This window comes from Curtobacterium sp. C2H10, from assembly GCF_025407985.1.
Lineage (GTDB): Bacteria > Actinomycetota > Actinomycetes > Actinomycetales > Microbacteriaceae > Curtobacterium.
Map to the genome: position 1 here is coordinate 1 of NZ_JABXGF010000077.1, position 11,708 is coordinate 11,708.

Genomic DNA, 11,708 nt, shown 5'->3' on the forward strand with positions numbered 1-11,708 from the left:
CCGCGCCGCGGCCGCCGCGACGGACGTCAGCACCACGGCCGCCGCCGTGATCCCGGCCCCCGCCCAGATCGGCGACGTGTACCCGAGCCCCGCCGCGATCGTGAGCCCACCGATCCAGGCGCCGAGCGCGTTCCCGAGGTTGAACGCCGCGATGTTCGCCCCGCTCGCCAGGGTCGGCGCGTGGTCCGCGTACTGCATCACCCGCGTCTGCAGCGCCGGCACGGTGGCGAACCCGAACGCCCCCATGAGCACGAGCGCGAGCACGGTGAGCACGGGCGAGGCCGCCACTGCCGCGAACACGGCGAGCACCACCGTGAGGACGACGAGCACCACGAGCAGCGTGCCGTCGATCGACCGGGACGCGAGCTTCCCGCCCGCGAAGTTGCCGACGAACAGCCCGACGCCGAACACGATGAGCAGCCACGGCACGGCGCCCGACGAGAACCCGGACACCGCGGTCAGCGTGTACGCGATGTAGGTGAAGGCGCCGAACATCCCGCCGTAGCCGAGCACGGTGATGCCGAGCGAGAGCCACACCTGGCCGGAGCGGAAGGCGCCGAGCTCCCGGCGGAGCGAGGGGACCGCGGCGTCGGCCGAGCGGACGGTGGGGACGAGCAGGGCGACCCCGACGAGGGCGACGACACCGATCGCCGCGATGGTCCAGAACGTGGCGCGCCAGCCGAGCGCCTGGCCGAGGAAGGTGCCGAACGGGACGCCGAGCACGTTCGACGCGGTGAGCCCGGTGAACATCAGGGCGACCGCGGACGCCCGCTTCTCCTTCGCGACCATGTTCGACGCGACCACCGAGCCGATGCCGAAGAACGCCCCGTGGCAGAGGGCCGCGATGACCCGGCCGAGCATCATCACGCCGTACACCGGCGCGAGGGCGGACAGGGTGTTGCCGATCACGAACAGCACGAGCAACCCGATGAGCACCGGCTTCCGGGGGAGCCGGGTGGTCGCGGCGGTGAGTCCGAGCGCGCCGACGATGACGGCGAGGGCGTACCCGGTCACGAGCCACCCGGCGGTGGTCTCGGTCACGCCGTAGTCGGCGGCGACCTCGGGCAGGAGCCCGGTGATGACGAACTCGGTCAGGCCGATGCCGAATCCGCCGAGTGCGAGGGCGATGAGTCCCGCGGGCATGGATGTCCTTCCGTTGTGCGGTGCAGCTGGGCCGCGTACGCTGGTTGTTGCAGACGCGGGATATCGATAGTTGCACACGCGGGGTATCCGCGCAAGCAACCAATCCTGCCCGGAAGCACACCAGGAGGCCCCTCATGTCCGTCGACGACTCCTCCGTCGCCGTCCGCGCCCACGGCTGGCGCACGCTCGCGGCCCTGCACGGCCTCATCGAGACGCGGCTCGAGCGGGCGCTGCGCGCCGTCGACCTGTCGGTCGTCGAGTTCACGGTGCTCGACGCCCTCCGCCGCCAGGACGGCTTCCACATGCGCATGCAGCAGCTCGCCCGGGCGGCAGCGCTCAGCCCGAGTGCGACGACCCGGCTCGTGAACCGCCTGGAGGAGCGCGCCCTCCTCACCCGCGTGCTCTGCGCCGACGACCGCCGCGGGCTCTACACGGAGCTCACGCACGCGGGCCAACGGCTGCTCGACGAGGCCACGCCCGTGCACGCCGCCGCGCTCGAGGAAGCGCTCGCCGAGGCGCGCGAGGTCCCCGAGCTCGAGGAGCTCGCCGTCGCGGTCGACCGGCTCGAGGGTGCCACCGTCTGAGGTCCAGGAGGCGCGGCCCGACCCCGCCCCGCACGCTACGGTGAGCGGGTGGTGCGGCGGACAGGACTCGTGGTCGGTTTCGCGGTCGTGGTCGCGCTGGCCCTCGGTGGCTGCGTCGCCACGCAGGGTCCCGACGCCGACCTCGCTGTCGAGGCGTACGTCGAGCCGGGTGACGGATCGGCGGCGAACGTCTCGGACGCGTCCCGTCGTGCGGCGACGATCGGGATCGACGGCGTCACGGTGGCGGACGACGGTGCCGGGCTGAACGACCTGCCCGGCGGCGTGGCGGCACTCGCCCGGACGGCGCGTACCGGTGGAGCCGCACCCGAACTGCTCGTCAGCAACTTCTCCGAGTCGATCGGGGACTTCTCACCCGAGGTCGGCACCGCGCTGCTGTCGGACGCCGGGAACCGCTCGCGGGTCGCCGAGCGCCTGGCGGAACTCGCGTCCGATGCGCACATGCGCGGCGTGCAGATCGACCTCGAGTCGCTCCGGAGTCGCGACCGTGCCGGGCTCGTGGCGTTCGCCGCGACGCTCGAGGACGCCGTGCACGAGCGGCTCGGGTCGGACGCCGAGGTGTCGATCGCGGTCATGGCCTCGACGGACGAGCGGGGCTACCGCGACACCGGGTACGACCTCGGTGCGCTCGCGGACCACGTCGACCGGTTCGTCCTGATGACGTACGACCAGCACGGGCCCTGGAGCGGTGCCGGCACCATCGGGTCCCTGCCGTGGGCGGAGCGGGTGGTCGATGCGGCCGAGCGCTCGGGCGTCCCGGCCGACCGGATCGACCTCGGCATCGCGGGGTACGGGTACGTGTGGGGCGGCTCGGGTGACGCGCAGGTGAGCCCGGCGCGGGCACGGGAACTCGCGGGCGACGATGCCCGGTGGTCGGCCCGGACCGGCGAGTGGTCGGCGACGCTGGACGACGGCCGCGAGCTGCACTGGTCCGACGCACGTTCCTACCGGGCGCGGGTCGCGCTCGCCGAGGACCTCGGGCTGCACGGCGAGGCACTGTGGTCCCTGAGCACGCTGGGACTGCCTGGATCGGAGACGACGTGAAGCTCCTGCTGACCTCGGGAGGCGTCACCAACCCGACGATCCACGCCGCGCTCGTGTCGATGCTCGGCAAGCCGGTCGAGGAGGCCAACGCCCTCGTCGTCCCCACGGCGCAGTGGGGGCATCCGATGTGCGGACCGGCCTCGGTCCGGGACCTCGTGGTCGGCGGTCCCGACTCCCGCGCCTTCACCGGCCTCGGCTGGGCGTCGATCGGCGTGCTGGAGCTCACGGCGCTGCCGACGATCGAGCCCGAGCGGTGGCGGCGGTGGGTCACGGGAGCCGACGTCCTGCTGGTCGACGGCGGGGACGCCACCTACCTCGCCCACTGGATGCGGACATCCGGGCTCGCGGACCTGCTGCCCTCGTTGCCCGACACGGTGTGGGTGGGCGTGAGCGCCGGCAGCATGGTCATGACGCCGCGCATCGGCGCGTCCTTCGTCGCGTGGCCGTCAGCGGTCGACGACGTGACGTTGGGAGTCGTCGACTTCTCGATCTTCCCGCACCTCGACGCGTTCCCGGAGAACACCCTCGAGAACGCCGAGCGGTGGGCGGCCGAGATCGGCGTTCCGACCGCCTACGCCATCGACGAGCAGACCGCCGTGGCGGTCGACGGTGGCTCGGTCCGGGTCGTCTCCGAGGGGCGCTGGGTGCAGCTCGCGCCGTGACGAGATCGGCACCGACCGGCGGACGCCCGTCAGGCGGCGACCGGCGGACGCCCGTCAGCCGGCGACCGGGGGATGCCCGCCGTCCGGACGGTCAGCGGGCGCGCGGGGGAGCGGTCGTCGATCGGACGACGAGCGACGGCGGCACGAGGACCCGGGTCGGCTCCGGCCGCTCGGCTGCACCGATCAGCTCGACGAGCCGGTCCGCCGCGAGTCGCCCGACCTCGTCGTTGTGCGGGTCCACCGTCGTCAGGCGCAGCAGGGGCGACGCGGCGAGCGGGGTCTCGTCGTTGCCCATGACCGACACGTCCTGCGGTACCCGGAGCCCGGCCTCGTGCACGGCGGCGATCGCGCCCATCGCCATGACGTCGTTCGCCGCGAACACCGCGGTCAGGTCCGGGTGGTCCTGCAGTGCGCGGACGGTGCCGCGGTAGCCGGTCTGCTCCGAGGTCGGTCCCTCGCCGTACACCAGCGGCTCGATGCCGGAGGCGACCATCCGGGCGACGGTGGCCTCGCGGCGGACGGCAGCCGGGCCTCCCGAGCCGGTGACGTGGGCGATGCGGCGGTGACCCAGGCCGACCAAGTGATCCGCGGCCAGACGTCCGCCGGCGGCTTCGTCGGAGGCGACGACGTCGAGTCCTCCCGGGACGTCGGCGCGTGCGCCGGCGATGACGACCGGGGTGTCCGCGGGGACGACGAGGTCGGGGAAGCCCTCGGCGGCGAGCACGACACCGTCGACACGGAGCGAGACGAGGTCGTCGAACGGGGAGGAGTCGAGGTGGGCGTTCGCGCGGGTGTCCGCGAGCGTGAGGCGCAGGCCGTGCGGGGCGAGCGCGTCGCGGATGCCGTCGAGCATCGGGACGTACCAGGGGTTCCGGAAGTCGTCGACGACGACGCCGATCGTGCGCGTCCGCGTGCCGGCGAGGATCGCGGCGGCACGGTTGGGGCGGTAGCCGAGCTCGGCGGCCGCGGCGAGGACGGCCGCCCGGCGGGTGTCCGAGACGCCGGGGTCGTCGCGCATCACCATCGAGACGAGCGACTTCGAGACACCGGCACGGGTCGCGACGTCGATGATCGTCGGTGGTCGGGACACGCGGCTCCTTGACAGGACATGGGTGGGTGCGTCTACAGTCTACCGACGCTCTCTGGAACGTTCCAGAGCCATCACCGACTTCTCGAGGGAGAGAACATGAGCGACAGCATCGGCGTCGCCGTCATCGGCGCCGGCATGGCCGGCAAGGCCCACATGGCCGCGTGGCGGAACGCACCGTCCCTGTTCGGTCACACGCTGCCGCCCGTCCGGCTCGTGTCGGTCGGCGACGTCTACGAACCGCTCGCGGCCGAGGCAGCGACGCGCTTCGGGTACGACCGGCACGACACCGACTGGCGAGCGATCGCCGAGGCCGACGACATCGACGTGGTGAGCGTCGTCGTCGCGAACACGCTGCACCGCGAGATCGTCGAGGGGCTCCTCGCCGCCGGCAAGCACGTGCTGTGCGAGAAGCCGCTCTCGGACTCGCTCGACGACGCCCGCGCGATGGCGTCCGCGGCCTCGCTCGCGGCCGGTCGTGGTCTCACCGCCCGCGTCGGTTTCACCTACCGACGCGCTCCCGGCCTCGCGGCGATCAAGCAGCTCGTCGAGGACGGCACCCTCGGTCGCGTCCTGCACGTCTCCGCGCGGTACTGGACCGACTACGGCTCCTCGCCCGACGTCCCGTTCTCGTGGCGCTTCGCGGGGGCCCCGGGGACCGGTGCCCTCGCCGACGTCGGGTCGCACCTCGCGTACGTCGCCGAGTTCCTGGCCGGCGAGGTGCAGAGCGTCAACGGCGGCATGTTCACCACGGCCATCACCAAGCGGCCGATCGCCGCCGGATTCGCCCTCCGTGGCCAGGCCGTCCCGTTGACCGGGGAGTTCGCCGACGTCGAGAACGACGACTACGCCACGTTCAACGCGCGCTTCGGCGACGGCTCGGTGGTCGGTTCGCTCGAGGTCTCCCGGGTCGCGACCTCGCACCCGAACGGCCTCGTCGTCGAGGTGTTCTGCGAGCGCGGCGCCGCACGCTGGGACCAGGAGCGCGCATCCGAGATCGGACTCGCGCTGCAGTCCGACGGCTCCCGTCTCGGCGGCTACCGTCAGGTCGTCCTCGGCCCGGACCACCCCTACGTCGCCGGCGGCATGGCGATGGACGCTCCCGGTGTCGGCTGGGGGCAGAACCAGATGTTCGAGTACCAGGCGCGTGCCTTCCTCGACGAGGTCGTGGGCAACACGGCCGACCCGCTGCCGGCGAACGCCACGTTCGACGACGGCGTCCACAACATGGAGATCCTCGACGCGGTGGCCCGGTCCGCCGCCGACGGAGGAGCAACCGTCGACCTCACCGCAGCGTCCGTCACCGGAGGAGCACACGCATGAAGCTCGGTCTCTACAACGCGATCTTCCACGACCGCCCGCTCGCCGCGGCGCTCGAGGTCATCGCGGGCAACGGCCTCACCGGCATCGAGCTGAACACCGGCGGGTTCCTGCCGCTGGTGCACGTGCCGAACGTCGACGAGATCCTCGACGACGACGAGGCGCGCGACGCCTTCCTCGCGCAGTTCGACGGGACCGGCGTCTCGATCGCCGGCCTGAACTGCAACGGCAACCCGCTGCACCCGGACCCCGCGATCGGGCCGAAGCACGCGGAGGACGTCCGCCGCAGCATCCGGCTCGCGGCCCGTCTCGGCCAGGACCGGGTCGTGACGATGTCGGGTCTCCCCGCGGGGGAACCCGGCGGCACCCGGCCGAACTGGATCGTCAACGCTTGGAACTCCGCCGCGCTCGACGTGATCGAGTACCAGTGGAGCGTCGCGGTGCCGTTCTGGCAGGAGATCGACGCCCTCGCCCGCGAGCACGGGGTCAAGGTCGCGCTCGAGCTGCACCCGCAGAACGTCGTCTTCAACCCGGCCACGATCCGCGAGCTCGTCGAGCGCGGCGGGCTGACCAACGTGGGCGTCGAGCTCGACGCGTCGCACCTGTTCTGGCAGCAGATGGACCCGGTGGCGGTCGTCCGCGACCTCGGTCCGCTCGTGTTCCACGCCGCCGCGAAGGACGTCCGGATCAACCCGCAGGCGGCGATCAACGGCGTGCTCGACAATTCGTTCCGTCGGCTCTCGCCGGACGAGCCGCGCACGAACCTCGGCGGGGACGAGTGGGCGAACGAGTGGCCGAAGCCGTCCGCATGGGACTTCGTCGCGCTCGGCAAGGGGCACGACGAGGCCTACTGGTCGGCGTTCCTCGAGGCCCTGCGCGAGGTGGACCCGGACATGTGGGTGAACATCGAGCACGAGGACACCGAGCTCGGGCGCGAGGAGGGCGTCGCCGTGGCGGCGCAGGTCCTGCTGGCCGCCGACGCGTCGCTGGCGGCTCGCGTCTGAGTTGCTGCGGGATCCGGACTGGAGGCGCGGATCACGTGCGCTGATCGGCGCACGTGACCCGCGCCTCCAGTCCGTCGCCGTGTGTCCGGCGGCCCGGTCGGTGACGCATCCCCCGGTCCCTGTCACCGGGCCGTTGTAGCATGCACGACACCTGTCCTGAGCCGAGGAGGCCTGCGTGCCGGAACCGACCGACCCCGCCTTCCCGATCGAGCGCATCCGGGACGTCGGTGACGACATCACCGCCGCCGTCTCCACCGTCGTCGACGGCAAGGCCGAGGCCATCCGCACCGCCCTGACGGTGATGCTGGCCGAGGGGCACCTGCTCGTCGAGGACGTCCCCGGCGTCGGCAAGACGGTGCTGGCCAAGGCGCTCGGCGCATCGGTCGGCGGGTCCGTGAACCGCATCCAGTTCACCTCGGACATGCTGCCGTCGGACGTCACCGGCGTGAACATCTTCGACCAGTCCTCCGGCACGTTCCGCTTCTCGCCGGGGCCGGTGTTCGCGAACGTCGTGATCGGCGACGAGATCAACCGCACGAGTCCGAAGACCCAGTCGGCGCTGCTCGAGGCGATGGCCGAGGCGCAGGTGACCGTCGACGGGGTGACGCGCAAGCTGGACAGCCCGTTCATGATCGTCGCGACGCAGAACCCGATCGACATGGAGGGCACGTACCCGCTGCCCGAGGCCCAGCGCGACCGCTTCATGGCCCGCCTGACGATGGGGTACCCGAGCGCCGACGCCGAACGGCAGATGCTGACCAACCGCGGTGGGGGCGACCCGCTGGCGCACCTCCGTCCGATCGTCGACGTGGACACCCTCCGCGACCTCATCCAGTCGGTGCGCACGGTCCACGTCGCGCCCGACGTCGAGGCGTACATCGTCGCGATCGTCCGGGCCACCCGCAGCCACCCCGACATCGTGCTCGGCGCCAGCCCGCGGGCCACGCTGCACCTCGCCTCGGCCGCCCGTGCCCACGCCGCGCTGCTCGGCCGTCCCTTCGTCACGCCGGACGACGTCGCCACGTTGGCGCCGGTCATCCTCGCGCACCGGCTCGTGCCGGTCGCCCGCGGCCTCGGTGGGACGGGCGACGACACCGTCCGCGACATCGTCGTGCGCATCGTGTCCGACACGGCCGTGCCGTTCACGGCGACCCCCGTCCGCTCCTGATGTCCGGGTCCCCGGCGCCGACGTCGCTCGCGCTGCGTGCCGGCGCCCTGCGCTCCGGGGCGCTCCGGTACGGGCGGCGTGGCCTCGCGCTGCTGCGCCGTACGCCGTTCCCCCGACCGACCGTGCGCGGCTGGACCGTGATCGCGGTCGGCATCGGGCTGATCGGCGGCGGGCTCGTGGGGACGACGAGCGTCGCGGTGTCCGCTGGGCTGCTCCTCCTCGTGCTCGTGGTGCTCGGCATCGTCATGGCGTTCGTCGTCGCCGCACCGCTGCGCGGCAGCCGGAGCACGGCGCGGGCGATCGTCCAGGTCGGCGAGGTGTACCGCGAGCGGATCACCCTCGGGGGGACGAGCCTGCCGATCGGCCCGCGGTCGATGCTCCTCGTGCGCGAACAGCTCGACGACGCCCTCGTCAGCATGTCCACCGCCGAGACGTACGCCGCGGTCGGGCCGAACCTCCCGCCGGCGGTGCTCGACGTCGAGGCCCTGGCGATGCACCGCGGGCGCAGCGTGGTCGGCCCGGTGACGATCCGCGTCGAGGACCCGTTCGGCCTGCTCCGCATCGACCGACCGGTGGTCGCCGCGGAAGAGGTCGTCGTCGTCCCGGCATCGACGCCGCTCGCGTCGCTCGACGCGGGTGCGCTCGCCGGAGCCGTCTCCGCCGACGAAGGACGGGTGGGGCAGGGCGGGTCGGCCGACGACAGCGAACTGCGTCCCTACCGCCCGGGTGACCCGATCCGCCGTGTGCACTGGGCCCAGAGCGCCCGCCGCGGGGAACTCCACGTCCGTCAGACCACGCAGGCGCAGCCGCCGGAGGCCGTCATCGCGCTCGACGTCCGACGCGAGTCGTACCAGCGCCTCGGCCGCGACGACCTGGCGGAGCTCTCGGACCTCGGCGGCGACGCCGCGTTCGAGCACGCGGTCGTCGTCGCCGCGAGCGTCGCACGGGCACTGGCCGCACGGACCTCGCGCGTCGTGCTCGTCAGCGACGGACCGTCCGGCAGCACCCGGCATGCGGGGGACGCCGGCGGACTGACCGACGTGCTCGTGGGGCTCGCCGACGTCCGGGTCCGCTCCGACGCCCGCGAGGTCACCGAGGTCCTCCCGGACGTCCGCGGCCGCGACGTGCACGGCATGACCGCGGTCGTCACCGGCAACTGCACCGCCGAGCAGGCCGCCGAGCTCGTCTCCGCGACGACCGGGTCGAGCCGGGGGATCCTGGCGACCATCGTCCCGCCGGACCCGGTGGTGCGCGGCATCCTCGACCGCGGCGGGTGGCGGACCCTGGTGGTCCCGGTCGCCGGTGCCCACGCGCCCGGGAGCATCCGGTGAGCGGCGTCGCCACCCGTCCGGCCCCGCCCCGGGGCGAGGCGCGGCGCGAACCCGACCGACGGGTCGACCGACCGGACTCGCCGAGCCCGTGGGTCGTCGCACTCGCACCGGTGCCCGTCCTCATCGCCGCCCTCGCCATGCGTCCACTCGTGCAGGGCGTCGCGTGGTGGGTGTCCGGCGTCCTCGTCGCCGCCGTCCTCGTCGGCACGATGCTCGCCGTCCGTCGTCGGGCGCCCGGGGTGCGGTTCGTGGCACTCGTCGCGGCGCTCGTGGTCTGCTCGTGCGCCGCCGCGGTCGTGAACGACGTCCAGCCACTCGGGTGGCTCGACCGGAACGGCGCGCTCGGCGAGACGCTCGCGGCGATCCGGCTGAACCCCGCGCCGCTGCCGCAGTCCGACGCGATCCGGCTCATCGTCACGGTCGCGATCGGCTGGGTCGCCGGCGTCTCGCTGTTCCTCGCGGCCGTCGCCCCGACCGCCGCGCTCGCCGCCGTCCCCGCGCTCGTGATCCTCATCGTGCCGGGCGTCGTCACCGGAGCCCCCGCGGCACCCGGGCTCGTGATCGCCACCGGCATCGCCTTCCTCGTCCTGCTCTGGCTCTCGGTGCGGCCGGTCCAACGGGCGTTCCCCGCCGCCGTCGTCGGGGCGATCGGACTCGTCGTCGCCGTGGGACTGCCCGCGATCGTGCCGCTCAACGCCAGCTGGTTGTCCGGCGTCACCGGGGCGATCCAGTCGCCCGTGCAGCCCGGGCGCCCCGGCACGCTGCTGAACCTCGGGCAAGACCTCCGGCAGCCGAACGAGCTCGAGGTGTTCCGCTACCGCTCGCCCGACGGTCGGCCGGAGTACCTGAAGCTCGCGAACCTCGACGAGTTCGGCACCGGCGACTGGGTGCCGACCACCACCGACGCCGCGAAGTCCGAGACCGCCGACCAGCAGCAGTGGGCGGTCGGCATCAACCCGCGGCTCTCCAGCCGCGGCGACGTCACGATCCGGGTCACCGGGCTGTCGAGCAACTACCTGCCCGTCCCCGCCGGCGCGGTCTCGATCGAGTCGCGCTCGACGAACCTCGACCTGTCGCAGTGGCGCTGGATGGGGGAGTCGAGCACGGTGCGTTCCACCGGCCCGGCCACCCCGCGCGGTGCCACCTACGAGGTGTACGGCGCCTCGACGTGGGCCGGCGAGTACCTCGACGCGATCGCCGGCTCCGGCCTGCTCGGACGTGCCGACGGCCGGGGGTTCGCCACCCCCTCGGCGAACCAGCTCCGCACCGACCGCGAGCTCCCCGACAAGCTGCCGGTCAGCATCGCGCGGACGGCGCAGCGCGTCGCGGGCAGCGCGGCCACCGACTACGAGAAGGGCCGCGCGCTCGAGCAGTGGTTCCGCAGCGACCTGTTCACGTACTCCGAGACCGCGCCGGTCGAGCAGGGCTACGACGGCGACAGCATGGACGTCGTCGCGAAGTTCCTGCAGGTCCGCGAGGGCTACTGCGTCCACTTCTCCTCGGCGATGGCGGTGATGGCCCGCACGCTCGGCATCCCGTCGCGCATCGCGGTCGGCTACCGGGCGGGCTCCACGCAGGCCGACGGTGAGTACACGGTGTCGAACCGGCAGCTGCACTCGTGGCCGGAGCTCTACATCAAGGGCGCCGGCTGGGTCGCGTTCGAGCCGACGCCCGACTCCGACGCCGCCGCGACGCCCTCGACCGAGGCCACGTCCACCCCCTCGGCCGCCGCCCCGGAGACACCGCTGCCCGCCCCGGGCGAATCCGCTCCCGCCGCGTCCGAGACGCCGACGCCGAGCGCGTCCGCCGCGCCGGGGGCCGCCGGGACGACCGGCGGTGGGGGCAACGGACCCCTCGGGCTCGCGGTGGGACTGGTCATCGCCGTGGCGCTCCTGGTGTCGCCGGCGCTCCTCCGGGCACTCCGCCGTCGGAGACGCCTCGGCGCGGTGCGATCCGGCAGGTCACCGGCGGTGAACGCCTGGCGTGAGGCGCTCGACGACGTCGCCGACCACGGCTACGCGCCGGGCCTCGCGCCGCCGGGTGACGCCGCCGCAGCAGCGCGGACGGCACGTGCGGTGCTCGGGCGACTCCGGCCGTCGGTGCCGGCGACGGTGCTGCCGCACCTCGAGGCGATCGTCGACGCGGTCGACCGGGAGCGGTTCGCCGCGGGCGGTGCGGCCTCGGTGGACGCTGCGGCGTTGCTCGCGGCGGTCCAGGAGGCACGGGTCGCCCTGGACGCCTCGGCCTCCGGTGCGCGGGTGCTCCGGTCGCGCCTGCTGCCGCCGAGCCTGCTGCCCTCGTCCGCGTGGTCGCACGAAGGGCGGCGCCTGTCTCCTTATACACATCT

At 73.4% G+C, this 11,708-nt stretch carries 10 protein-coding genes; 8 read left to right on the forward strand and 2 right to left on the reverse strand.

Annotated features, from left to right (window positions below):
• Positions 1–1,143, reverse strand: a 1,143-nt coding sequence (locus HWD93_RS17530) for an MFS transporter (RefSeq protein WP_261647509.1), incomplete at its 3' end; no start/stop codon positions are given.
• Positions 1,144–1,277: 134 nt separating this feature from the next.
• Here HWD93_RS17530 and HWD93_RS17535 point away from each other — a divergent pair.
• From HWD93_RS17535 to HWD93_RS17545, 3 genes are read left to right on the forward strand one after another with little or no spacing between them, the layout of a single operon-like run.
• On the forward strand, positions 1,278–1,727 hold the full coding sequence (locus tag HWD93_RS17535) for a MarR family winged helix-turn-helix transcriptional regulator (protein WP_070418145.1): 450 nt from the start codon (positions 1,278–1,280) through the stop codon (positions 1,725–1,727).
• Between the two features lie 48 nt (positions 1,728–1,775).
• A complete protein-coding gene (locus tag HWD93_RS17540; RefSeq protein ID WP_261647510.1) occupies positions 1,776–2,789 on the forward strand; it encodes a glycosyl hydrolase family 18 protein in 1,014 nt (337 codons plus the stop codon).
• Positions 2,786–3,451, forward strand: a complete 666-nt coding sequence (locus HWD93_RS17545; protein ID WP_261647511.1) for a Type 1 glutamine amidotransferase-like domain-containing protein — start codon at positions 2,786–2,788, stop codon at positions 3,449–3,451. The genes HWD93_RS17540 and HWD93_RS17545 overlap by 4 nt, the downstream gene beginning before the upstream one ends.
• A 91-nt stretch (positions 3,452–3,542) precedes the next feature.
• Here the strand turns inward: HWD93_RS17545 and HWD93_RS17550 are convergent, their stop codons facing one another.
• Positions 3,543–4,541 (reverse strand): LacI family DNA-binding transcriptional regulator, encoded by a 999-nt coding sequence (locus tag HWD93_RS17550; RefSeq protein ID WP_261647512.1) that lies wholly within the window; start codon positions 4,539–4,541, stop codon positions 3,543–3,545.
• Between the two features lie 96 nt (positions 4,542–4,637).
• Between HWD93_RS17550 and HWD93_RS17555 the strand changes: the two genes are divergently transcribed.
• The 5 genes from HWD93_RS17555 to HWD93_RS17575 form a co-directional block, all read left to right on the forward strand.
• On the forward strand, positions 4,638–5,861 hold the full coding sequence (locus tag HWD93_RS17555; protein ID WP_229086064.1) for a Gfo/Idh/MocA family protein: 1,224 nt from the start codon (positions 4,638–4,640) through the stop codon (positions 5,859–5,861).
• Positions 5,858–6,862 carry a sugar phosphate isomerase/epimerase gene (locus tag HWD93_RS17560; protein ID WP_261647513.1) on the forward strand — a complete coding sequence of 335 codons (1,005 nt, stop codon included), beginning with the start codon at positions 5,858–5,860 and terminating at the stop codon, positions 6,860–6,862. The genes HWD93_RS17555 and HWD93_RS17560 overlap by 4 nt, the downstream gene beginning before the upstream one ends.
• 175 nt (positions 6,863–7,037) lie before the next feature.
• A complete protein-coding gene (locus HWD93_RS17565) occupies positions 7,038–8,030 on the forward strand; it encodes a MoxR family ATPase (RefSeq protein ID WP_261647514.1) in 993 nt (330 codons plus the stop codon).
• The gene (locus HWD93_RS17570) at positions 8,030–9,361 is read left to right on the forward strand and encodes a DUF58 domain-containing protein (RefSeq protein WP_071302792.1); all 1,332 of its coding nucleotides are present in this window, start codon (positions 8,030–8,032) and stop codon (positions 9,359–9,361) included. The genes HWD93_RS17565 and HWD93_RS17570 overlap by 1 nt, the downstream gene beginning before the upstream one ends.
• Positions 9,358–11,708: DUF3488 and transglutaminase-like domain-containing protein (locus HWD93_RS17575; RefSeq protein ID WP_261647515.1), on the forward strand; the 2,351-nt coding region annotated here is incomplete at its 3' end. The genes HWD93_RS17570 and HWD93_RS17575, both read left to right, overlap by 4 nt.